Here is a 22,584-nt window from a genome sequence, read left to right on the forward strand (position 1 = left end):
GCTAGGGAACTTCGTACCGATCCCGTCGGCGCTAACGTTGCAGAGAGGATCAGTCAGGCGCGGACTTCGTCCTGCCCGACCTGCCGAGTGTCGTCGAGGGAAGTTCGCCAAATTGGCGCAAATAATCTTGCGCGAATCTAGCAAAATGAAAGAACCCCCAGTGCATGGCGATGGCCGTCACCGTCGCGTTTGTACCGCGCGCCGCTTTCAGGGCTCGCCGCGCGCAATTGAGCCGTCGCATCCTCAAGTATGCAAGCGGCGCGACACCATGAATCTGCAAGAAGCAGCGCTGAAGGGAAGCACGGCTGACTCCCAGCCCCTGACACAAAGTCATTACTGTCAACGGCTCTTCGGGTCTGCTTTCAATCAATGCTTGCGCGGCTTGGGTGATTCGATACGCACTACCCAACGGCATCTGAGAGGATCTGGCAGTCGAGTTGGAAACGATGCGGAGAGTGCGCTCCAGCACGACCTTTTCCAGGTATTCGTGATTCAATGCCTCAAGCTGGCTTGGATCAGACGAATGTCGCAGCGACATCAAGGTCTCGAGCATGTCGTTCAGATCACTGGAATCAATGCCATCGAACATCAGCGCTTGGTACCCGTCTCCCGCCAAGTCGTAACCCAAGGTGTCGGCTGCTTGTAATAACCGGTCCTGGCGGATCCGAAAATAGGCGATCTCGCTTGGCGGCAAAAGCACTTCGTACTCGTTGTTTGCCGGCAGGTAGGCGACAGTCCCTTGGGAAAGAGCATCGAGATCGCATCGTGCCCGACCTGAGACCGAACGGACGAAGCTCACCGAGCAGTAATCGGGCGGGAAATGCAGCCGCTTCAGCACAGTGCGATTCTGTTGTTCAGCAGCCACGAGTGTGTCTTGAAAACTCAGTTGCTGAAACCGACCGGCAAACGCGCCTCTATCAACCTGATCGTACTCGGTTGGCATCCATCGACGCTGAACGCCTGCGGCGTCCTCGGCGTCGGTCGTCGCAAGGTCCAGCCATGAGAGCCCGCCATCGATATCCGCCGCGTGCTCGTCCGACGCGCCTTGGGCAGCCACCTTCACTGATCGGTCTGGCAGATCCATGCACAAGCTCCCATGCGTGACTAATTTCGGATAGCCGAGGGGCACACAACCAAGTAACTTGCTTTTGCGTCACCGATTATAAGAAAAAGACAGAGTCTTCAAAATGAGCTTTTCAGGCCAAAAAATTTTGGGAACTAACAGATGGAGCTGGTACATTCTCCGCCGCGCTGCTCGTGGCAATGTTCCGTGACCACGCGAACGAGCGAGTTCGTACGTGTCAATATAGCGCTGTTCAATGGCTTTGCGCTGACAAAGATTGCAGCGCTTATCGAGATCTTCCAGAAGGCAAACGCACTCATCGCATCGCAGCGATCGGGCCGCGCACACTATGACGTCTCGCTGCTTTCGGCTGCGGGCGGCCGCATCGCAAGCTCGTCGTCGGTGTTTGTCTGGACGGAAAGCGTCGAGTCGCACCGAAGTACGAATGACAGGCACCTGCTGTTCATTGCCGGTGGCGCGGGCGTGCAGCAGGCGTGCCGCGACTTGCGACTTGTCGATTGGCTGCGCTGTAGGCACCCCTTCAGCGAGATTGTTCATCCCATCGCAGAAGGACAACTGCTTTTGGACGCGGCAGGGCTTCCCAGCCGCTATCACGCGCTTCTATATGGCAGCAACGACGCGCACGAACGTTATCCGGCACTACCGCTTGACGAAGCGCCTGCTGCCGTACGCACGGCACTGCGCATCGTCGAAGATGATCTTGGACCCGAACTGGCGCGGCAAGTCGCAGAATCGATTACGCCGCAAAGCGAGACGCCCCTCAGCTCGTCCATGACGCGCGGCGCGACGCCTCAGGTCAGCGAGAAGATTATGGCGTCGGCGCGCTGGCTGGAGGCAAACGTCGATCGTCCCATCTCTATCGACGACGCCGCGCAGGTCGCAGCGATGAGCGAGCGCAACTTCCTGCGACGCTTCAAGAGCGAAATCGGCATGACACCCTCCGACTATCTGCTTCGCGCGCGCCTGAACTTAAGCTGTCGGATGCTCGTCGAATCACGCTTGCCGATCGACAAAATCGCCAGGCGCTGCGGGATCGGCAGCGGCGGTCAGTTAGCCAAACTGTTCAGAAAATATCTGGCGACAACACCCACCGACTACCGGATGCGCGAGGAGGCGCCTCCGGGCAGCATCCTGATGCTTGCGCGGCGCGGCTCGACAAAGCAATCCGGGACAGTATCCGAGCGGTAGCCACCGCCATTCCTGTCGACTCAGCCGCTGGCCGTTGGAACGGCAGCTATGGCCGATGACTCGCCGGATCAACTTGCAGAGTGGATGTCTCCTATCCGGGCGTAGCCGACGTTCGAATGTCCGACCGACGGCGCTGACTAACGTCTGTTGTTGTCCGACCGCCAACGGTCTGCGCCGCGTTCCCCGGTAACCCTCGATGAACCGAATAACAGGCCCTACCGGTCACCCAGCCGCCGCGCGTACGCGTCCGGCTCCAGCGGCTGGCTGAACAGAAAGCCTTGCTGCTTGTCGCAGCCGATTTCCCGCAGAAACGACGCCTGCGCCTCGGTCTCGACACCTTCGGCCGTGACTTTCATCCCGAGCGAATGCGCCATCGCGACGACCGCCTGCGTGATCGCGACCGAATCGCGGTGATCCGGCACGCCGGCGACGAACGAGCGGTCGACCTTCAGGTTGTGCAGCGGGAAGCGCTTCAGGTACGACAGCGACGAATAGCCGGTGCCGAAGTCGTCGACGGAGATGCGGACCTTCATGTCCGTCAGCGCCTTGAGCATCGGCATCACCGTGTCGCTGTCGTTCATCAGCAGCCCCTCGGTGATTTCCAGTTCGAGCGCGGACGGATCGAGTCCCGCTTGCGCGAGACTGCGGCTCACGCACTCGACGAGCCCGTCGTGGAACTGGCGCGGCGACAGGTTGACGGCCATCACGAGATCGGGCGCGATCGTGCGGCGCCATTCGGCGGCCTGCCTGCATGCCGTTTCGAGTACCCACTGGCCGATCGCGACGATGAGCCCGGTATCCTCGGCGACCGGAACGAATTCCGCCGGCGACAACGGCCCGAGCTCCCGGCTCGTCCAGCGCAACAGCGCCTCCGCGCCGACCGTGCGGCCGCTGCGGCCGTCGACGACCGGCTGATACGCAAGCCTGAGATCGCGCGCGACGATCGCGCGCCGCAGCGATTGCTCGATCGCGAAGCGGCGCTGCAGCCGCTGGTTCAGTTGCTCGGTGAAGAACGTGAAGTTGTTGCGCCCGCGCTGCTTCGCGTCGTACATCGCGGAATCGGCGTTGCGCATCAGCGTCGCGGCGTCGCGGCCGTCGCGCGGCGACAGGCTGATGCCGACCGACACGCCGAGGTAATACTCGTTGTTGGCCGCCTCGAACGGCTTGCCGATCGCGTCGATGACCTGCCGGGCGAGCGCAGCCAGCACTTCCGTGTCGTCGCACGCGTTGACCATGATGACGAACTCGTCGCCGCCGACGCGCGCGAGCGCATGCCGATCGCCGACGCAGCACGCGAGCCGCGTCGCCACGCTGCGCAGCAGTGCGTCCCCCGCGTCGTGGCCGGCCGTGTCGTTGACCTTCTTGAAACCGTCGAGATCGATGAAGAGGATCGCGACGCGGGCAGGCTCACCGCCGGTCTCGAACGCCTCGCGCATCCGTTCGCCGAGCCACGCCCGGTTGTAAAGGCCGGTCAGCGCGTCGCGCGTCGCCAGATAGCGAAGCTGCCGCTGCGCTTCGCGCACCGGCCCGACATCGTTGAACGAGACCAGCGCGGACTGGGCTTCGACCTCCCCCGGCTTGACGATCGGCACCGCGTTGCCGCTGACCCAGATCACGTCGCCGTCGGTCAGCCCGAGGCCGACCGAATAGCCGAGCCGCGGCTTGCCGCTCGCGATCACGCTGCGGCTCGGCCACTCGGCGGGCGACAGCGGCGCGCCGTCCTCCCGCAGGATTCGCGTCAGCACGGTCGAGATGCCGTGGCCGACGAGGCAGTCCTTCGCGTGCAGCATCCGCTGCGCGCTCGGGTTGCTCGCGAGCACGATTCCGTCGCGGGAGACGACGAGGATCCCTTCGTTCAGGTTGTTGACGACGAGCCGGTGATGCTCCTCGCTGCGCGCCAGTTGCCGGGCCATCCGGTCCTGCTGAACCGCAAGCCCCGCGCTGTTGCCGATGTCGCGCAACAGCGCTTCTTCCTCGTCGCTGGGGCGGCGCGGCGTGCGGTAATAGACAGCGAACGCGCCCAGCACGCGGCCGGCGTCGTCGAGAAACGGAACGGACCAGCACGAACGCAGGCCGAGCGGCAGCGCGACCTGGCGGTAGGCGGCCCATAGCGGATCCGTCGCGATATCTTCGACCGTGACCATGCGGCGCTCGAACATCGCGGTGCCGCAAGAGCCCGCGGCCGGCCCGATCGGCACGCCGTCGATCGCGGCGCCGTAGTGCGCGGGCAACGACGGTGCCGCGCCGAGGCGGATGTGCTTGCGGTCGTCGTCGAGCAACACGATCGTGCACGACGCGCCTTCGCCCAACAGCGCCTCGGCCCGCCGGCACACTTCCATCAGCAGCTCCGGCAGCGGCGTGTTGCGCGTGATCAGGCGCAGCACAGTCTGCTCCGACGCAAGCACCTCAGCGGCGAGACCCAGACTGTAGCGGGGACTTTGCGGTTCAGTGTTCAAGGGGAAGCCTGCCGTTCGTTCTCGTTCAAATCTGCTGCGCCCAACTCGTTATCGGCACGTCAAGCGCTCGCGTACACCCGGGTTTACGCTAACACAAAACAGTGACAAATCAGGCGCCGCACCTGAACGGCTGCGGCAATCCATCAAACACCGGCCCGCCCGGCTCAATGCAGCGGAACGGTCACGCCTGCCGCGCCCTCCTCCTGCGCGCCCTGCGCCGGCCGGCACTTGACGACCGCATGCAGCGCGAGCGCCGCCACGAGCGCGGGCAGCGCAAGCAGGCTGAACACATCGCCGACATGCCAGCCCAGCCCCATCAGCAACGCGCCGACGAATGCGCCGGCCACGCCGCCGATCCGCCCGACACCCAGCATCCACGCGACCCCGGTCGCACGCCCCTGGGTCGGATACAGGCTCGCCGCGTAGGCGGACATCGACGTCACCGCGCTCGTGACCACGGTGCCGCACAGGAAGATCAGCGTGCCGAGCCACGCCGCGTGACCGAGCGTGCGCCCGACCACCAGCACCAGCGCGCCGGCCAGCAGGTACGCGCAGACGATCGTGCGATTCGCGTTGAAGCGGTCCATCAGCCAGCCGGCGCACAGATTGCCGACCACGCCGCCGAGCGGAAACAGCGACGTCATCAACGCGCCGTGCCCGGCGTCGAAGCCCGCATCGCGAAACAGCGTCGGCATCCAGTTGGTCAGCAGGTAGTAAATCAGCAAGCCCATGAAATACGCGGCCCACAGCAACACCGTGCGCGCCCGGTAGCCGGACGACAGCACGAGCGCGAGCGCCGATCGGCCGACGGACGGGTCGGCGTGCGGGCGCGCCGCGGCGAACGCGACATCGTCGAACGAGCGGCCCGGCGCGATGCGCGCGAGGATGCGGGCGATGCGCGCGTGGCGGCCGGGGCGCACCGCGAGGAACTGGGCGGACTCCGGCAGGAATGCGACGAGGAACACGGCCAGCACGATCGGCCCGATTCCGCCCGCGCTCAGCACGCTTGGCCAGCCGAAGTGCGGAATCAGCCACGCGGATGCGACGCCGCCGGCCGCGAGCCCGCATGAGAAGCCGCAGAACATCGCATTGACGACGATGCCCCGCACGCGCGCCGGCGCGTATTCGGACATCAGGGTGACGGCGTTGGGCATCGCGGCGCCAAGCCCCAGGCCGGTCAGCACACGGTACGCGGTCAGCTCGCCGATGGTCTGCGCGTGCGCGGACACGAGGCTCCATACGCCGAAGCACGCGACGGACAGCACCAGCACGGTCTTGCGGCCGAGCCGGTCCGCACACGGGCCGGCGGCCAGCGCGCCGACGCCGAGCCCGGCGAGCGCCGCGCTCATCACCGGGCCGAGCGCGCTGCGCGCAATGCCCCAGTCATGCACGAGCGACGGCGCGATGAAGCCGATCGCCGCCGTGTCGTAGCCGTCGGCGGCGACGACGAGAAAGCACAGGACCAGGATCAGCCACTGACAGGGGGAAAAGCGCTCGCCGTCGATGAACGACTGGACGTCGAGCGTACGGGCAGGTTGATTCATGTTGCGTCTCCTTGTTGTCCGGGCGCGCGCGCGCCGGTGTCTCCATGTCTTGTATCGCGGTGCGCCGGGCGAGCATTGCCGATCCCGCGCATCGCCTCGTTGCACTGTGCGCGAGTGGCGCGGGGCTCACCCCCTCCCGGAGGACGACCCGTCCGTCGCACGCACCGCCCACATGATCAGTTATCCTTATTTGCCTGACGGAATGCCTGTCGGCCCCTCTGGCGAAGATGGCGCGGCATCGCGGCGTCGTGCGACTCAGGCCACCCCGTTCGGCAAAAAAAGTATAGAGGCGCGACAGCCGCGCCGATTGGACAAACGCATCAAGCAGCAGGACAATTTGTACAGAGGAGGGCAAACCACATGAGGAGAATCCCTAATTACGACCTGTATGGCGAATCGGCGCGTCCGCCTTGGTATGACGCGTTCAACTTCGAGTGGATACCGGAGCGCAGCCGTCCGAACGACTGGCATATCGCCGCTCACCGGCACGATGCGCTATTGCAGATTTTGTACATTCGCGACGGAACCGGGCATGTCGTGATCGAAAGCGTGAAGCACGCGTTCGACCCGCCCTGCATCGTGCTGCTGCCGGCGCAGACCGTCCATGCGTTCGAGTTCATGCCGGAGATCGACGGCCTCGTCATCACGGTCGCGCAGCGCGCGCTCGAAGCGCTCGTCAAGGCGGCCGCGCCCGGCATCCTGCCGATCCTGCAGCACGCGGCGGTGATTCCCGTCAGGGAGCCGGACGCGAGCGTGTCGATGCTGATGCCGCTCTTCGAATTGCTGGAGCACGAATTCCGCGGCGCCGCGCGCGGCCGCGCCGCCGCCGGGATGGCGCTCCTGGTTGCGCTGTTCGTGCAGATCGCGCGCCTGAGCGACGTCGCCGCATCGCCGTCGCACGGCGGCACCGATCGCCGCGGCGCGCTGTTGCGGCGCTTTCGCGAATTGATCGCCGCGCACTTCCGCGAGCATCGGCCGGTCGAGTTCTACGCGGGCCGGCTCGGCGTCACGGCGCCCTATCTTGCGCGGATGTGCCGGGAAGCACTCGGCCTCTCGCCGACGGCGATCGTCAACGAACACGTGATTCGCGAGGCCCAGCGCGATCTCGTCTATTCGAATCTGAGCGTCAAGCAGATCGCGCACGAAATGGGCTTCGAGGACAGCGCCTATTTCAGCCGCTATTTCCGCAAGCAAACCGGCCTCACGCCGGGCGAGTTCCGCGAATCGGCTCACCACGACCTGATGCTCGCGCGCTGAGACGGCTGCACGCGGCGAACGCCGTCGCCGCCGCTTGCACACGCCAACGCCAACGCATGCCGGCCGCTCGCCCCCTGCCGCGCGCTTACAGGCGGGCGACAGCCGCCTGCCCTGCGTCGCCCACGAGCCGCAGCACGCCCGACTCGCCGGCCAGCAGCGCGCGGTTTTCCTCGGCGGCGGCGCGCAAGTAGTCCCACAGCGCCTGGACGCGCCGCAGCTTGCGCAAGTCCTCGCGGCAATAGAGCCAGAAGCAGCGCGTCAACCCGACTTCATCGGGCAGCACCGGCACGAGCGCCGGTTGCTGCGCGGCGATGAAGCAAGGCAGGATCGCCAGCCCGCCGCCCTGCAGCGTCGCGAAATACTGCGCGATCACGCTCGTCGTGCGCAGCCCCGCCGTCGCGCCGGGCACGGTGCGTTCGAGATAGAGCAGCTCGTTGCTGAACGCCAGGTCGTCCACGTAGCTGATGAACGCGTGGCGGGCCAGGTCGTCCTTGCCGCCGATGGGCGGATGGCTCGCCAGATACTCGCGCGTCGCATACAGCCGCAGCTGGTAGTCGCACAGCTTGGTGAACACGTAAGGGCCGCGATCGGGGCGCTCGATCGTGACGGCCAGATCGGCCTCGCGCTTGGTCAGGCTGACGAAGTGCGGCACCGGCAGCAGATCCACGGTGACGTGAGGATGCGCGGCGCGAAAGCGGGTCAGTTGCGGCGCGAGGAAGAAGCAGCCGAAACCCTCGGTCGAGCCGATCCGCACGTGGCCGGACAACGCATGCCCGGTGTTCGCGACCTGGTCGCAGGCCGACTGCACGGTGGTCTCCATCGCATCGGCATAGGCGACCAGCCGCTGCCCTTCGGCCGTGAGCGTGAAGCCGCCGGAGCGGGACTTGTCGAACAGCAGCGTGCCCATCGCCTCCTCCAGCGCGCGAATGCGGCGGGCCACGGTGGTGTAGTCCACGCCGAGCCGCTTGGCGGCGCCGCTCGCGCGCTGCGTGCGCGCCACCTCCAGGAAGAAACGCAGGTCGTCCCAGTTGAGATGGGCCGGGGCCGGGTCGGAATGAATGGGCATCGGAGAGGCGGGCTTGGGGTGTCAGGGGAGCGAACGGGGCGCGAACGGGGCGCGATATGCATTTTTGCATATCCAACCGGATTCTTTGTCGCTACATCGCAGTTGCATGCATAACTATACTCGACCGCAACCTGCAGCCTCGAAGCGGCGGGACAGACAAAGGAGACACCATGCAAACGCCATCCACCCTCGATGAGCACGTCGCCGCCGGGCGGCCGGTGCGCACCGCGAAGGACCATCTGCTGGCCGGCTGGGCCAGCATGACCGGCACGACGATCGAGTGGTACGACTTCTTCCTGTACGGCACCGCCGCCGCGCTCGTGTTCAACCGCATCTTCTTCCCGTCGCTCGATCCCGTCGTCGGCACGCTGGCCGCCTTCGGCACGTTCGCGGTGGGCTTCATCGGACGACCGATGGGCGGCATCGTGTTCGGCCACTTCGGCGACCGCATCGGCCGCAAGTCGATGCTGATGATCACGCTGCTGCTGATGGGTGTGCCGAGCATGATCATCGGGCTGATCCCGTCGTACGACCGGATCGGCTACTGGTCCACGGCGATCCTCGTCGCGATGCGCTTCCTGCAGGGGATGGCGGTCGGCGGCGAATGGGGCGGCGCGGTGCTGATGGCCGTCGAACACGCGCCGAAGGGCCGCAAGGGCCTGTTCGGCAGCCTGCCGCAGACCGGCGTCGGCCTGGGGCTGATCCTGTCGTCGCTCGCGATGACCGCCGTGGCGGCAATGCCGGAGGCCGACATGCTGTCGTGGGGCTGGCGCATTCCGTTCCTCGCGAGCATCGCGCTCGTGGGCCTCGGCTGGTTCATCCGCCTGAAGGTGCCGGAGTCGCCCGACTTCCAGAAGATGAAGACCCAGGGCAAGGCCGTGAACGCGCCGGTGCTGACGGCCATCCGCAATCATCCGCGCGAGGTGCTGACCATCATCGGCGCGCGCGCCGCCGAGAACACCTGGTTCTACATGGTGGTCACGTTCTCGCTGGCCTATGCGACCAACAGCCTGCACATCCCGAAGGCCGACGTGCTGCACGCCGTCACCGCAGGCGCGGCGCTGTCGCTCGTGACGATGCCGCTGTGCGGCCACCTGAGCGACCTGGTCGGCCAGCGCCGCATGTTCGCGTGCGGCCTCGTGCTGATGTGCGCGTTCGCGGCGCCGTTCTTCGCGATGCTCGGCACGCTGCACGCGTCGCTCGTGTGGTGGGCGATCGTGCTCGGCCTCGGCGTCGTGTTCCCGATCCTGTATGCGCCCGAATCGCTGCTGTTCGCGAGACAGTTCCCGGCGGAGATCCGCTACAGCGGCATCTCGCTGTCGGTGCAGCTCGCCGGCATCCTCGGCGGCGGCTTTGCGCCGATGATCGCGACCTCGCTGCTCGCCGCCGGCCACGGCAACCCGCACTACGTGGTCGCCTATCTGGTCGGGCTCGGCGTATTCGCGCTGCTCTGCACGCTGCTGATGCGAAGCCCGCGCGACTGACCGTCCGTTTTTCCCTTTGTCCGCCGGGCGGCGCGTTCGCGCCTGCCGCGGCCTCCCCTTGTCGTCGATTTCCCGTTACGGAGACTTTCCATGAATGCTGCCGTTCCCCACGCCGCCGTCAACCTCGCCACCGCCAAGCTGCTGATCGACGGCCAGTTCGTCGATTCGCAGACCCAGGAATGGGGCAACGTCGTCAATCCCGCCACGCAGGAAGTGATCGGCCGTGTGCCGTACGCGACCCTCGACGAAATCGATGCCGCGATCGCGTCGGCCCGGCGCGCGTTCGACACCTGGCGCGTCACGCCGATCGGCACGCGCATGCGCATCATGCTGAAGTTCCAGGATCTGGTGCGCCGCAACCTCGAACGCATCGCCCGCACGCTCACCGCCGAGCAGGGCAAGACGCTGCCCGACGCGCAAGGCGACATCTTCCGCGGCCTCGAAGTCGTCGAGCACGCGTGCTCGGTCGGCACGCTGCAGCTCGGCGAATTCGCGGAAAACGTCGCCGGCGGCGTCGACACCTATACGCTGCGCCAGCCGATCGGCGTGTGCGCGGGCATCACGCCGTTCAACTTCCCGGGCATGATCCCGCTGTGGATGTTCCCGATGGCGATCGTCTGCGGCAACACCTTCGTGCTGAAGCCGTCGGAACAGGACCCGCTGTCCACCATGCAGCTCGTCGAGCTGGCCATCGAGGCGGGCGTGCCGCCGGGCGTGCTGAACGTCGTGCACGGCGGCAAGACCGCGGTGGACCGGCTGTGCACGCATCCGGACGTGAAGGCGATCTCGTTCGTCGGCTCGACCCGCGTCGGCACGCACGTCTACAACCTCGGCAGCGAGCACGGCAAGCGGGTGCAGTCGATGATGGGCGCGAAGAACCACGCAGTCGTGCTGCCGGACGCCCATCGCGGCCAGACGATCAACGCGCTGGTGGGCGCCGGCTTCGGCGCCGCAGGCCAGCGCTGCATGGCGACCTCGGTCGTCGTGCTGGTCGGCGAGACCCGCGAATGGCTGCCGGAACTGGTCGAAAAGGCGAAACTGCTCAAGGTCAGCGCCGGCCATGAGCCGGGCACCGACGTCGGCCCGGTGATCTCGCCGGCGGCCCGCGCGCGCATCACCGGCCTGATCGACGAAGGCGTGAAGGCCGGCGCGACGCTGCTGCTCGACGGCCGCGACGTGAAGGTGCCCGGCTACGAGAACGGCAACTTCGTCGGCCCGACGATCTTCTCCGGCGTGACGACCGACATGTCGATCTACACCGACGAAATCTTCGGCCCGGTGGTGGTGGTGCTGGAAGTCGACACGCTCGACGACGCGATCGCGCTGGTCAACAAGAACCCGATGGGCAACGGCGTGGGCCTCTTCACGCAAAGCGGCGCGGCCGCCCGCAAGTTCCAGAGCGAGATCGACGTCGGCCAGGTCGGCATCAACATCCCGATCCCGGTGCCGGTGCCCTACTTCAGCTTCACCGGCTCGCGCGGCTCGAAGCTCGGCGATCTCGGCCCGTACGGCAAGCAGGTCGTGCAGTTCTACACGCAGACGAAGACGGTGACCGCGCGCTGGTTCGACGACGCGCCGGCCGGCGGCGTGAACACGACGATCGCACTGCGCTGACACAGGGAGCGACACATGGAAATCGCATTCATCGGGCTCGGCAACATGGGCGGCCCCATGGCCGCCAACCTGCTCAAGGCCGGCCACGCGCTGACGGTGTTCGATCTCGACCGCGGCGCGGTGGAGGCCGCCGTGCACGCCGGCGCGGCCACCGCCGCGTCGCCGCGCGAAGCCGCGGCCGGCGCCCGCGTCGTCATCACGATGCTGCCTGCCGCGCAGCACGTCCGAAGCGTCTATCTGGATGCGGACGGCGTGCTGGCCGGCGCGCGCCCCGGCACGACGCTGATCGACTGCAGCACGATCGATCCCGCCACGGCGCGCGCCGTGGCCGACGCCGCCGCGCGCCAGGACTGCCCGTTCGCCGACGCACCCGTCTCCGGCGGCACCGGCGGCGCGCAGGCCGGCACGCTGACGTTCATGGTCGGCGCCGGCGACGACGTGTTCGAGCGCATCCGTCCCGTGCTGCTGGACATGGGCAAGAACGTCGTGCACTGCGGCGCGCTCGGCACCGGGCAGGTCGCCAAGATCTGCAACAACCTGCTGCTCGGCATCTCGATGATGGGCGTGTCCGAGGCGATGGCGCTCGGCGTGTCGCTCGGGATCGATCCTGCCGTGCTGGCGGGCATCATCAACACGTCGACGGGGCGCTGCTGGAGCTCGGATACCTACAACCCGTATCCGGGCGTGCTGCCCGCGGCCCCGGCCGCGCGCGGCTATGCGGGCGGCTTCGCCGCGAACCTGATGCTGAAGGATCTGGGACTCGCGACGGAAGCGGCGCGGCACGCGCGGCAGCCGCTGTGGATGGGCGCGCTCGCGCAGCAGCTGTATCAGTCGATGAGCCAGCAGGGGCTCGGCACGCTCGACTTCTCGGCTTGCGTGAAGCTGTACGAGGCGCGCACGCCGGCCGCGTGACGCTGCACGAAGGCGCAACGGCCGTCTTCATGCCGCATGCCGACCCGAGATGTGCACGGGCCGGCATGCGGCCCCGCTTCCGGCGGCGGCGCGCGGCCGCCGGATTCCGCGATGCGCGCACCCGACCTTCGGACAACGCATCACGCCCCCCCGTCGCTCCTTCAGAACACCGGATGGCACTCGAACGAAAGTTCGGCTTGCCCGACGACGCCGCGCGCGGCGTTCAGCGATTCCTGCTTGACGCTGGCGCGCATGCCGCGCTGCGCGCAGTAATCGTTCGCCTCGTCGACCGCCTTCTGGTGCGCGCCGGCCCACGTCAGCAGGATGCCTCGCGAATGCGTCGTCACGGTATAGACGTTCGGCTGCGCGGTGGCGGCGACGTCCGTCGCGCTCGCGCATGCGGCCAGCAACAGCGTGCCGGCCACCATCGGCACGCCACGCAACAATGTTAGGAGAATGGACTTCGACATGTTTGAAGATCGCTCGCCGGGCAGACTCGCGGCGTACAGGACAGCCGAAAGTATGCCCTGCCCTTCCCCGCAGATCATGTCGCGAGTGCCAAACAAACTGTTTCCCAAACGTTAATGATGGCGCTGGACGACGCCGGCCGCCACGCGATCGCACCCCAAATAAAAGGTTCATCGAGGATTACCGGGGAACGCGGCGCAGACCGTCCGCGTTCGGCCGATTTGTGATGCTGGCAATTGGGTCTTCGATGGCTGCTCGCAGTAGTAGAACTGCCATTCGCATAGCAGCGCGCGGCAGATCGCAATCGCAGTCGACTCCGTCCTACCGCGCGCCAGCTCGCCGTTACCAAGCAAAAAGCGACCGGTCGTCGGCGGGCACACCGACCGGTCGCTTTAGACTTTAGACGAAGGGATCTGCGGGCGGGGCGAGCGTTGTCGAGGTCATTCAATGACCGTGACGTTCCTCAGCACGAACCGGCACCTGCTTCGATTGCCGGCTCAGCAACCACGTCACCACTGCTGACACGGCCAGCGTCGCCCCGACTACGTATAGACCGGCGGCGTAGCCTCCTGTCAGATCCTTCAGCCAGCCTATCGCGAAAGGACCAACGAAGCCGCCAAGATTGCCAACGGAATTGATCATCGCAATGCCCGCTGCCGCGCCGGCACCCGAGAGGAACATGCTCGGCATTGCCCATAGCGGTGCTTTGGCGGCGCTGATCCCGATGTTCACGATCACGAGCGCCAGGATGATCATCAGCGCGCTGCTGGCTCCGCCTGCGAAAAAGAATCCGAGGCAGGCCACTACACAGGGAATCACCACGTGCCACGTCCGTTCTTCCGTGCGGTCCGAATGCTTCGCCCACAGGATCATTGCGATGACGGCGAGAACACTGGGTATGCCCGCAATGAGCCCGGTCTCGAACGAGCCGAACCCATACTGCCGGATGATCAGCGGCGCCCACAGACCAAGGGTGTAGAGGCCGGCTGAGGTGCCAAAGTAGATCAGTGCCAGTGCGAGCACTCGGGGATCTCGTAATGCACTGAGTGCGCCGGCCGTGTGGCCCGCATGCGACTGCTTTGCGTCCGCTTCCATCTTCAGCTTCGCGATCAGCCATTCACGTTCGTCGGTCTGGAGCCATTGCGCCTTCGAGGGCGTGTCGGTCAGGTACTTCAGCACCACAAATCCGAGGATGATCGCGGGCACCGCTTCGAGAATGTAGAGCATCTGCCAGTCGTGCAATCCCCACATCGGCGGGAGTTTCATGATTGCGCCCGAAATCGGCGAGCCGATAGCGGTGGAAATCGGCGCTGCGGCCATGAACCACGCTGCAGCGACTGCGCGTTGCCGGCTCGGGAACCACAAGCTGAGGTAAAGAATGATGCCGGGAAAGAAGCCAGCTTCCGCGACACCGAGAACGAAGCGCAGCACGTAAAAGCTGGTCGGGCCGACGACGAACGCAGAGGCCGCCGACACGATGCCCCACGACACCATCACCCGTGCGATCCATTTGCGTGCGCCCACTTTGTGAAGAATCAGGTTCGAGGGCACTTCAAAAAGAAAGTAGCCGATGAAAAAGAGGCCGCCCCCGAGGCCAAACGCGGCCGGAGAAAGCCCGATGGCCTTGTTCATCGTCATCGCAGCAAATCCGACGTTGACGCGGTCGAGAAAGCTGACGAAATACAGCAACATCACAAACGGGATAATCCGCAGCATCAGCTTGCGGGAAACCCGGGCTTCGAGATCGGAAATCATCTTGTCTCCTCCTTGGAGGGGCGAGCAGTGCTCTATGGGAAGGTCCGGTGTGACCGGTATCTCGTCCGTTGTCCGTCTGCGCGGCTCTTCTTACCGGACTATTGAAGCCAGCGCCCTGGCACCGCCGTAAGACGCGCTACTGCCTAATTCAGCCTCGATCAACAGGAGCCGGTTGTACTTGGCAGCACGGTCGGAGCGGCACAGGGAACCTGTCTTGATCTGGGTCGCTGCGGTGCATACGCTGAGATCGGCAATCGTCGTGTCCTCCGTTTCGCCTGACCGGTGCGAGATCACCGACGAGTAACCAGCCTTCTGGGCCGCCGAAACGGCCGCCAGTGTTTCGGTCAGCGTGCCGATCTGGTTGGGCTTGATCAGAATTGAATTCGCGATCTTTCGCTCGATGCCCTCGGCAAGAATTGCCGTGTTCGTCACAAAGAGATCATCGCCGACGAGTTGAATGCGATCGCCCAGGCGCTCGGTCAGAAGTTTCCAGCCGTCCCAGTCGTTCTCGGCCATGCCATCTTCGATCGAGACGATCGGGTAGCTATCGACGAGCCTCGCGAGGTACTCGACGAAGCCGTGTGAATGGAAATGCCGGCCTTCCGACGCGAGTTCGTATTTCCCGTTTACGAAGAACTCCGAGCTCGCCGTGTCCAGCCCCAGAGCGATGTCGCTGCCGGGTTTGTAGCCAGCCAGTTCGATGGCGAGCATGATCGTGTCGAGGGCAGCCTGATTCGACGCAAGGTCGGGCGCGAAGCCGCCTTCGTCACCGACTGCCGTCGATAGATGCTTTTGCTGCAGCACGCTCTTCAGCGCATGGAAGACTTCGACGCCCCAGCGCAGCGCCTCCGAAAAACTCGGCGCACCTACAGGCAGGATCATGAACTCCTGTAGGTCAACGCTGTTATCCGCATGCGCGCCACCGTTGATGATGTTCATCATCGGCAGAGGCAAGCGCGGTGCGCCCGTGGTCGCCAGATACCGATACAACGGCACGCCAGAAGACGCCGCGCCGGCTTTTGCCGCAGCAAGCGACACGGCGAGAATGGCGTTCGCGCCAAGCCGTGCCTTGGTCGGTGTTCCGTCCAGCTGGATCATGCGCTCGTCGATCGCCGCCTGGTCAGTTCCGCTAAGGCCTAACAGGGACTGACGAAGTTCTCCGTTGACGTGACTGACCGCCAGGCGTACCCCCTTGCCACCGTATCGCTTCGTGTCGCCGTCGCGCAGTTCGAGTGCTTCACGCGCTCCGGTCGATGCGCCAGAAGGCGAGATCGCAAAGCCCGTCGCGCCGTCGTCGAGTGTGACCTGCGCCGCGACGGTTGGATTGCCCCGGGAATCGAGCAGCTCGAAGCCCTGAATATCCTTGATGCGTGCCATTCGATGCCTCACTGGATTTGCGCGATGCGCAGAAGATTGGTTGTGCCGGGCGTGCCAAACGGCATGCCTGCAGAGATGACGACCGTCTGTCCTGTTGCGCCGAATCCTTCCTCCCGTGCGGTTTCGCAGGCTAGTTCACTGACTTCAAGCGCGTCGACGATCTCCTTGCACACGACAGGATGCACGCCCCAAACGAGCGCCAGGCGACGTGCCGTCCCCATTTGGGGTGTCATGCCGATAATCGGCCCGCACGGCCGTTCACGCGCCATCCGCAGGGCTGAGTAACCGGAGCTGGTGTAAGCAACGGTTGCGGCCGCGTTCAGCAGGCCGGTGACGTGTCGCATCGCATAGCCGATCGCATCCGACGTGTTGGCACGAGGCGCGGCATGCGATGCAGCGATGACTTCCCTGTAGTAAGGGTCGCATTCGGTCTGCGAGATGATGAGGTCCATCATTCGTACGGCTTCGACAGGGTATTTGCCGCTTGCCGATTCGGCCGACAGCATCACTGCGTCGGAGCCATCGTAGATGGCGGTCGCCACATCGGACGCTTCAGCCCGCGTGGGCACGGGTGCGGTGACCATCGACTCCAGCATCTGCGTGGCGACGATCACTGGCTTGCCGGCCTTACGACATGCGCGAACAATGCGCTTCTGGATCGCGGGCACCTGCTCCGCCGGCATTTCAACGCCCAGGTCACCGCGCGCGACCATCACGGCATCCGCCTCGTCGACAATCGCATCGAGGCTACTGATCGCTGCCGGTTTTTCCAGCTTGGCGACGATCCCTACCCGGTCGCCAACGATTTTGCGAACTTCCAGAATGTCTTCGACGCGCTGCACGAACGAAAGCGCCAACCAGTCGATGCCCAGCGTGAGGCCGAACTCCAGATCGCGGCGGTCCTTCTCTGTCATCGCCGAGAGCGGGAGCACCACATCCGGAACGTTGACACCCTTGCGCTCGGACAGCGGCCCGCCGACGATGACGGTCGTTTCGGCAAAGTCGGGCCCGCACCGTTCGACGCGCAGCTGGACGCGGCCATCATCGAGCAACAGGTTGGTCTGTTCCTTGAGCGCTGCAAAGATTTCAGGGTGTGGAAGCGCCACGCGGGTCAGATCGCCGGGCGTCTTCGCGTTAAGGTCAAGCCGGAACGCGGCGCCTTTCTCCAGGAAAATCGGACCATCCGTAAATGTACCGATCCGCAGCTTTGGACCTTGAAGATCGAGGAGCACGCCAATCGGTCGGCCCACGTTCTTCTCAATAGACCGGATAACTTCAAGGCGACGCTGATGGTCGTCGTGCGTGCCATGGCTGAAGTTCAGCCGAAAGACATCGGCTCCCGCCTTGAACAGCGATTCGATGGTTTCGTGACTTGTGCTCGCGGGACCCAGCGTAGCGACAATTTTGGCATTTCGGGTGCGGCGCATCTTGATCAACTCCCTGAAAGATCGCCGCGCTGAGCGGCGATGAAGATGGCACGAAAATCATTGACGTTGGTCAGCGTCGGCCCAGTGATGACCGAGTCGCCAAGTGCCTGAAAAAAGCCGTGGGCGTCGTTGTTCTCGAGGCGCTCGGATGCGCGGATGCCTTGATCGCGCGCCCGCTCCAACGTATCTGGGCGTAGTAGTGCGCCTGCGATTTCTTCCTGGCCATCGACGCCATCCGTGTCGCCTGCTATCGCGAATACACCAGGTTCTCCATTCAGCGCGACGCCGAGCGATAGAAGAAACTCGACGTTTCGACCGCCTCGACCGTCACCGCGAATCGTGACGGTCGTCTCGCCTCCGGACAGCAGGACGCAGGGCGCCGGAAAAGGTTGATCACGCCGGCTTACCTGCTTTGCGATGCCCGCCATCACCGTGCCAACGTCGCGTGCCTCACCTTCGATTGCGTCGCCGAGAATGTGCACGTCAATTCCCGCCTCGAGTGACTTCGTCGCCGCCGCTTCGAGCGCGAGTTGCGGCGTTGCAATCAGGTGTGTCTCGATGTCGGGCAAACGTGGATCGCCCGGTTTCAAGGTCTCCGTCAGGCTGTCCTCGAGCAAGGCGATCGCGACGGGTGACGCGCATATTTCATAGCGACGCAAAATGGCAAGCGCATCTGCGCACGTCGTGCTGTCGGGGACGGTTGGGCCGGATGCGATATCGTTTGCAGCATCGGCAGGAACGTCCGAGATGATCAGGTTGACCACGCGAGCCGGGTAGCAAGCTGCCGCGAGGCGGCCGCCCTTGATCGCAGACAGGTGCCGGCGTACGCAATTCATCTCGGAGATCGTTGCCCCACTCGCGAGCAACGCCTGATTGATTTCTTGTTTGTCCTGCAGCGAGAGCCCCTTGGCGGGCAGCGGCAAGAGCGAAGATCCTCCGCCCGAAATGAGACAGATGACCAAGTCGTCGGCGGTCAATCCCGAGACGAGCTGCATCAGGCGCACGGCTGCTTCCAGGCCTTTCTCATCGGGGACGGGATGCGCGGCCTCGACGATCTCGATTCGTTCGCACGCTACCGCATATCCGTAGCGCGTGACGACGAGCCCTTCGAGGGGACCGGTCCAGTGATCTTCGACTGCTTTTGCCATTGCAGCCGAGGCTTTTCCTGCGCCGACGACGATGGTCCGCCCACGCGGCGGCTGGGGAAGGAAGTCAGGTACGCGCAACGCCGGTTGTGCGCTCGCGATAGCGGCGCTGAACATGTCCCGCAAGAGGCGATCAACGTCCAGCTTGTTGACCGTTCCTTCGGTTGAAGATGGACCGGAATTTGAGGAGGGTTTCATTGCTGCTCTCGCGCAGCGGCCGGCACGGCCGCAACAGAAGCGAAATGCGCCAGGGTGAAGGAAGTGAACATCTTGTCTCCTGCCTTTCTTCAGCGCGTCGGGACGAGGCGACCCGGGCCGCGAACTGTCACGGCCACATGCCCGGATCGTGCCTGTCAGGGGGGCTCGCTCACGGAGAGCCCGCCATCAGGCGGGCGCAGCCTATGAGACGTTGACTCGCGTCGCGCTTACGCTGCGTTGGCGACTTTCTTTTCCAGCAAGGCGCACACGGCAGCTGTGACTTGAGCCGTGGTCGCGGTGCCGCCGAGGTCGCGCGTGTGAAGAGATTTGTCCGCCGTCACGGCTTCCACGGCCTGCATCACACGCCTGGCAGCCTCGAATTCGCCAACATGATCAAGCAGCATCACGACCGACCAGAAGGTGCCGACGGGATTGGCCAGCCCTTTACCCATGATGTCGAATGCGGAGCCGTGGATCGGCTCGAACATCGACGGATAGCGGCGTTCAGGATCGATATTGCCGGTCGGCGCGATGCCCAGGCTGCCGGCGAGGGCAGCGGCCAGATCGCTGAGAATGTCGGCATGCAGGTTGGTCGCGACAATCGTATCGAGCGTTTCGGGACGGTTGACCATGCGCGCCGTCGATGCGTCCACCAGTTCCTTGTCCCATTTGACGTCCGGAAATTCCTTCGAAATTTCGCCGGCGATCTCGTCCCACATCACCATCGCGTGGCGTTGCGCGTTGCTCTTCGTGATGACGGTCAGGAGCTTGCGCGGACGAGACTGCGCGAGGCGGAACGCGAAGCGCATGATCCGCTCGACGCCGGCGCGCGTCAGGATTGATACGTCCGTGGCCGCTTCGATCGGATGCCCCTGGTGGACACGACCGCCTACGCCCGAATATTCGCCCTCGGAGTTCTCGCGCACGATCACCCAGTTAAGGTCTTCCTGCTTGCAGCGCTTGAGCGGCGCGTCGATGCCCGGCAGGATGCGGGTCGGCCGCACGTTCGCGTATTGATCGAGGCCCTGGCAAATCTTCAGGCGCAGACCCCACAGGGTGATGTGATCGGGAATGTCGGGGTCGCCCGCCGAACCGAACAGGATTGCATCCTTATCGCGAATCGCGTCCAGACCATCCTCCGGCATCATGACGCCGTGTTTGCGGTAATAGTCGCCGCCCCAGTCGAAGTTTTCGAACTCGAATGCGAACGACTCATCGGACTTCGCGAGGGCTTCAAGCACTTGCTGACCGGCGGGCACGACCTCCTTGCCGATGCCGTCGCCCGGAATTGTTGCGATGCGATAGGTCTTCATGTCTCCGTCCTTCATGTGTGGGGTGTGACGGAACTTTACCCGCATCCAGACTCCCAAACCGGTGCTAGACTTAAACCATTATTAACCTGAATTCACAAGTTGAGGCGATGCGCGATACCGTACAACCCGCCGATCTGAGTTTTTTCTCGACGCTCGCAGCGTCTGGCAGCCTGAGCGCGGCGGCACGCGAATTGGGGCTGACGCCGGCTGCCGTCAGCAAGCGCTTGACGCAAATGGAAAGCCGCGCAGGTGTGGCGCTCATCAACCGGACCACCCGAAGGATGATGCTCACGCCCGAGGGTCAGCTTTATCTCGAACACGCGCGCCGGATACTCGACGAAATAGATGAACTGTCAGAGCTACTGGGAACAGCAAAGAAGACTCCGAAGGGATTGCTGCGTGTGAACGCGACGCTCGGCTTCGGACGCAGTCATGTTGCGCCAGCGATCTCCCGGTTTGTCGCCAAGTATCCGCAAGTATCAGTCCAGCTCCAGTTGTCGGTTACGCCGCCGCCCCTGACCGACGATGCATTCGACGTCTGCATCCGCTTCGGCGAGCCGCCCGATACGCGGGTGGTCGCGAGGCTTCTCGCGGCGAACCGGCGGTTGCTCTGCGCAGCACCTTCGTATATAGCATCGCGGGGCATGCCGATGACCGCTCATGACCTGACGCGGCACAACTGCATCGGAATCCGACAGGGTGATGAGGCTTATGGGGTCTGGCGTCTTACGTCGGGCAGAGGGGCGTCCCGCAAGACGGAGGCCGTGCGGATCAACGGCACACTGACAACGAACGACGGCGAAATCGCGGTCAAATGGGCGCTCGATGGGCACGGCATCTTGATGCGAGCCGAATGGGACATCAAACAGTATCTGGCAGATGGGTCTCTCGTGCTCGTGCTTCCCGATCACGAGACGCCGAACGCCGATATCTTCGCTGTGTATTCCCAGCGACACCAGATGTCCAATCGCATTCGTGCGTTTGTCGACTTTATTGCGCTCGATCTCGAACGCGAGGTGGGCGAGCACACGCATTGACCTCGCACGGTGACTGTGCGTAGCTATGCTAATTGAACTCCGCCGGCCATTCGACGTTTGACCTCGGGCCGCTCACGACTAGCACCGCAATGGCTGGTTTCCATCCAAGCCGGGACATTCGGGAAATGCTGGCAAGGGGCCGTTTCGGGTCGGGTGCAACCGCCCACATCGGGCGGCAATCGGCCTGCTGCCGGAACGGCTACCAGCCAGGAGGCGACGTTGCGCATCACCCGACCCCGGTCCTTCATTTGTCCGGCGTACCTCATGAAGCCGACGAACAAGACTCGGGGCATCGAACTGGCCATCGGATACGTGTCGCGCGAGGCCATATGAGCAACACTCGTCACGCCATAAGCCTGCGCAAATAGCGTACCGAGTTATCGCTCCGAGCGGGAAGCGCCGAGTGAGATGGAATCAGCGCGAATCAAGCCGATCCAGAATCGCCAGCGCCTGACTGGCGTCACCACGCATGGCCAAGGCTTTGAAGCGCATTTCCACATCGGCGGCCGTGATGGCTTGGATGCCAAGTTCTTCGATCAGCTTGTTGACGCTCAGCTTGCGCGTACGAGCCAACGTTTTCAGGCGTTCGGCGGTGTCATCCGGAAGACGAATGGTAAGGGTGCTCATGGAAATCGCTCCAGGAATCGTGCCGGCGTCAGGATGGCGAGCGCATCCCATCGCAATTCTCCGCGGCCGACATCACGGATATTGTGTGTGACAATCGCCTGCGCTCCAGCCGCCACGGCAAGTTCGATCAGGTGGTTGTCCGCTTCGTCCGGCAGGTTGGGCCGCCACCCGTAATACAGGGTGACCCAGCGTCCGGCACGCGCCAGTGCCGCGAGGATTTGCAGTCGCTCGTCGGCCGTGGTCAGGTCTGGCCAGATAGGTCGCCCCGGCAAGTCTTCATATTCCAGCCACCGGGCATTGCCGAACACCGGCACGTGCCGCCCCTGCAGTATGCGCCGCAGCACCTCCCGGGAAGCACCGCCGTCCGAGCGCAGCGCAGAAACAAAGACGTACGCTCGAAACGTGTTCTGCGATCTGCCGCGCCCGGTTGTTTTCATCGCTGTGCTTGCAGTGCGGCAAAATGAGTGTCCTGTCGCCCGTGCGGCCCCGATGAGTGACGCACTCGAAGGCGTGAACCTCCCGATCATGGTGCCTGTGCACGGGCCAAACGTCGGCGCCAGGCGGCGTGTTGCACCGTCCGGATTCGAGGCACCTGCCCGGGTGCGGCCCGTGCGATGATGTGCCATGACCAA

18 protein-coding genes are annotated in these 22,584 nt (G+C 64.5%); 6 read left to right on the forward strand and 12 right to left on the reverse strand.

What is annotated here, in order from left to right:
* Positions 1-49 precede the first annotated feature (49 nt).
* Entirely contained in the window at positions 50-1,084 is a 1,035-nt protein-coding gene (locus LIG30_RS07600; RefSeq protein ID WP_038710974.1) for a helix-turn-helix domain-containing protein, read from the reverse strand.
* A 141-nt stretch (positions 1,085-1,225) separates the two neighbouring features.
* On the opposite strand from LIG30_RS07600, the gene LIG30_RS07605 reads away from it, so the two are divergent.
* On the forward strand, positions 1,226-2,272 hold the full coding sequence (locus LIG30_RS07605; RefSeq protein ID WP_051994909.1) for a GlxA family transcriptional regulator: 1,047 nt from the start codon (positions 1,226-1,228) through the stop codon (positions 2,270-2,272).
* Positions 2,273-2,487: 215 nt separating this feature from the next.
* Here LIG30_RS07605 and LIG30_RS07610 read toward each other — a convergent pair whose 3' ends face one another.
* On the reverse strand, positions 2,488-4,728 hold the full coding sequence (locus tag LIG30_RS07610; RefSeq protein ID WP_038710975.1) for a putative bifunctional diguanylate cyclase/phosphodiesterase: 2,241 nt from the start codon (positions 4,726-4,728) through the stop codon (positions 2,488-2,490).
* Positions 4,729-4,892: 164 nt separating this feature from the next.
* Positions 4,893-6,272 carry an MFS transporter gene (locus tag LIG30_RS07615; RefSeq protein WP_038710976.1) on the reverse strand — a complete coding sequence of 460 codons (1,380 nt, stop codon included), beginning with the start codon at positions 6,270-6,272 and terminating at the stop codon, positions 4,893-4,895.
* 360 nt (positions 6,273-6,632) lie between these two features.
* On the opposite strand from LIG30_RS07615, the gene LIG30_RS07620 reads away from it, so the two are divergent.
* Positions 6,633-7,529 (forward strand): helix-turn-helix domain-containing protein, encoded by an 897-nt coding sequence (locus tag LIG30_RS07620; protein WP_038710978.1) that lies wholly within the window; start codon positions 6,633-6,635, stop codon positions 7,527-7,529.
* Positions 7,530-7,614: 85 nt separating this feature from the next.
* Here LIG30_RS07620 and LIG30_RS07625 read toward each other — a convergent pair whose 3' ends face one another.
* Positions 7,615-8,595: a LysR family transcriptional regulator gene (locus LIG30_RS07625; protein ID WP_038710979.1), complete on the reverse strand. Its 981-nt coding sequence runs from the start codon at positions 8,593-8,595 to the stop codon at positions 7,615-7,617.
* 170 nt (positions 8,596-8,765) lie between these two features.
* Here LIG30_RS07625 and LIG30_RS07630 point away from each other — a divergent pair, with 170 nt between their 5' ends.
* From LIG30_RS07630 to mmsB, 3 genes are all read left to right on the forward strand, one after another.
* Positions 8,766-10,079: an MFS transporter gene (locus LIG30_RS07630; RefSeq protein WP_038710981.1), complete on the forward strand. Its 1,314-nt coding sequence runs from the start codon at positions 8,766-8,768 to the stop codon at positions 10,077-10,079.
* A gap of 90 nt (positions 10,080-10,169) precedes the next feature.
* Complete coding sequence (locus LIG30_RS07635; RefSeq protein WP_038710984.1) at positions 10,170-11,693, forward strand: CoA-acylating methylmalonate-semialdehyde dehydrogenase; 1,524 nt, start codon at positions 10,170-10,172, stop codon at positions 11,691-11,693.
* A 15-nt stretch (positions 11,694-11,708) separates the two neighbouring features.
* Positions 11,709-12,605 (forward strand): 3-hydroxyisobutyrate dehydrogenase, encoded by an 897-nt coding sequence (gene mmsB, locus LIG30_RS07640; RefSeq protein WP_038710986.1) that lies wholly within the window; start codon positions 11,709-11,711, stop codon positions 12,603-12,605.
* Between the two features lie 161 nt (positions 12,606-12,766).
* Here the strand turns inward: mmsB and LIG30_RS07645 are convergent, their stop codons facing one another.
* The 6 genes from LIG30_RS07645 to LIG30_RS07670 all read right to left on the reverse strand — a co-directional run bounded on the left by LIG30_RS07645 (position 12,767) and on the right by LIG30_RS07670 (position 20,288).
* Positions 12,767-13,075 carry a hypothetical protein gene (locus LIG30_RS07645; RefSeq protein ID WP_051994910.1) on the reverse strand — a complete coding sequence of 103 codons (309 nt, stop codon included), beginning with the start codon at positions 13,073-13,075 and terminating at the stop codon, positions 12,767-12,769.
* 442 nt (positions 13,076-13,517) lie between these two features.
* Positions 13,518-14,828, reverse strand: a complete 1,311-nt coding sequence (locus tag LIG30_RS07650) for an MFS transporter (RefSeq protein WP_038710989.1) — start codon at positions 14,826-14,828, stop codon at positions 13,518-13,520.
* Positions 14,829-14,918: 90 nt separating this feature from the next.
* The gene (gene eno / locus LIG30_RS07655) at positions 14,919-16,205 is read right to left on the reverse strand and encodes a phosphopyruvate hydratase (RefSeq protein WP_038710990.1); all 1,287 of its coding nucleotides are present in this window, start codon (positions 16,203-16,205) and stop codon (positions 14,919-14,921) included.
* 8 nt (positions 16,206-16,213) lie between these two features.
* On the reverse strand, positions 16,214-17,632 hold the full coding sequence (gene pyk, locus LIG30_RS07660) for a pyruvate kinase (RefSeq protein WP_038711012.1): 1,419 nt from the start codon (positions 17,630-17,632) through the stop codon (positions 16,214-16,216).
* A gap of 5 nt (positions 17,633-17,637) precedes the next feature.
* Positions 17,638-18,894 (reverse strand): glycerate kinase type-2 family protein, encoded by a 1,257-nt coding sequence (locus LIG30_RS07665; RefSeq protein ID WP_235510243.1) that lies wholly within the window; start codon positions 18,892-18,894, stop codon positions 17,638-17,640.
* 308 nt (positions 18,895-19,202) lie between these two features.
* On the reverse strand, positions 19,203-20,288 hold the full coding sequence (locus LIG30_RS07670) for a tartrate dehydrogenase (protein ID WP_038711017.1): 1,086 nt from the start codon (positions 20,286-20,288) through the stop codon (positions 19,203-19,205).
* Between the two features lie 107 nt (positions 20,289-20,395).
* Between LIG30_RS07670 and LIG30_RS07675 the strand changes: the two genes are divergently transcribed.
* Positions 20,396-21,325 carry a LysR substrate-binding domain-containing protein gene (locus LIG30_RS07675; RefSeq protein WP_038710991.1) on the forward strand — a complete coding sequence of 310 codons (930 nt, stop codon included), beginning with the start codon at positions 20,396-20,398 and terminating at the stop codon, positions 21,323-21,325.
* Between the two features lie 414 nt (positions 21,326-21,739).
* Here the strand turns inward: LIG30_RS07675 and LIG30_RS07680 are convergent, their stop codons facing one another.
* Together LIG30_RS07680 and LIG30_RS07685 are read right to left on the reverse strand one after the other, a co-directional pair.
* Entirely contained in the window at positions 21,740-21,952 is a 213-nt protein-coding gene (locus LIG30_RS07680) for a ribbon-helix-helix protein, CopG family (protein ID WP_038710993.1), read from the reverse strand.
* Complete coding sequence (locus tag LIG30_RS07685) at positions 21,949-22,389, reverse strand: PIN domain-containing protein (RefSeq protein ID WP_051994912.1); 441 nt, start codon at positions 22,387-22,389, stop codon at positions 21,949-21,951. The genes LIG30_RS07680 and LIG30_RS07685 overlap by 4 nt, the downstream gene beginning before the upstream one ends.
* Positions 22,390-22,584 lie beyond the last annotated feature (195 nt).

This window comes from Burkholderia sp. lig30, from assembly GCF_000687455.2.
Classification (GTDB): domain Bacteria; phylum Pseudomonadota; class Gammaproteobacteria; order Burkholderiales; family Burkholderiaceae; genus Burkholderia.

Coding starts and splice junctions, on each gene's coding strand:
- LIG30_RS07650 (WP_038710989.1), bottom strand. CDS start 14,828: ATGATTTCCGATCTCGAAGCCCGGGTTTCCCGCAAGCTGATGCTGCGG.
- eno (WP_038710990.1), bottom strand. CDS start 16,205: ATGGCACGCATCAAGGATATTCAGGGCTTCGAGCTGCTCGATTCCCGG.
- LIG30_RS07630 (WP_038710981.1), top strand. CDS start 8,766: ATGCAAACGCCATCCACCCTCGATGAGCACGTCGCCGCCGGGCGGCCG.
- LIG30_RS07635 (WP_038710984.1), top strand. CDS start 10,170: ATGAATGCTGCCGTTCCCCACGCCGCCGTCAACCTCGCCACCGCCAAG.
- LIG30_RS07680 (WP_038710993.1), bottom strand. CDS start 21,952: ATGAGCACCCTTACCATTCGTCTTCCGGATGACACCGCCGAACGCCTG.
- LIG30_RS07665 (WP_235510243.1), bottom strand. CDS start 18,894: ATGTTCAGCGCCGCTATCGCGAGCGCACAACCGGCGTTGCGCGTACCT.
- LIG30_RS07620 (WP_038710978.1), top strand. CDS start 6,633: ATGAGGAGAATCCCTAATTACGACCTGTATGGCGAATCGGCGCGTCCG.
- mmsB (WP_038710986.1), top strand. CDS start 11,709: ATGGAAATCGCATTCATCGGGCTCGGCAACATGGGCGGCCCCATGGCC.
- LIG30_RS07600 (WP_038710974.1), bottom strand. CDS start 1,084: ATGGATCTGCCAGACCGATCAGTGAAGGTGGCTGCCCAAGGCGCGTCG.
- LIG30_RS07615 (WP_038710976.1), bottom strand. CDS start 6,272: ATGAATCAACCTGCCCGTACGCTCGACGTCCAGTCGTTCATCGACGGC.
- LIG30_RS07675 (WP_038710991.1), top strand. CDS start 20,396: ATGCGCGATACCGTACAACCCGCCGATCTGAGTTTTTTCTCGACGCTC.
- LIG30_RS07645 (WP_051994910.1), bottom strand. CDS start 13,075: ATGTCGAAGTCCATTCTCCTAACATTGTTGCGTGGCGTGCCGATGGTG.
- pyk (WP_038711012.1), bottom strand. CDS start 17,632: ATGCGCCGCACCCGAAATGCCAAAATTGTCGCTACGCTGGGTCCCGCG.
- LIG30_RS07685 (WP_051994912.1), bottom strand. CDS start 22,389: ATGAAAACAACCGGGCGCGGCAGATCGCAGAACACGTTTCGAGCGTAC.
- LIG30_RS07625 (WP_038710979.1), bottom strand. CDS start 8,595: ATGCCCATTCATTCCGACCCGGCCCCGGCCCATCTCAACTGGGACGAC.
- LIG30_RS07605 (WP_051994909.1), top strand. CDS start 1,226: ATGGAGCTGGTACATTCTCCGCCGCGCTGCTCGTGGCAATGTTCCGTG.
- LIG30_RS07670 (WP_038711017.1), bottom strand. CDS start 20,288: ATGAAGACCTATCGCATCGCAACAATTCCGGGCGACGGCATCGGCAAG.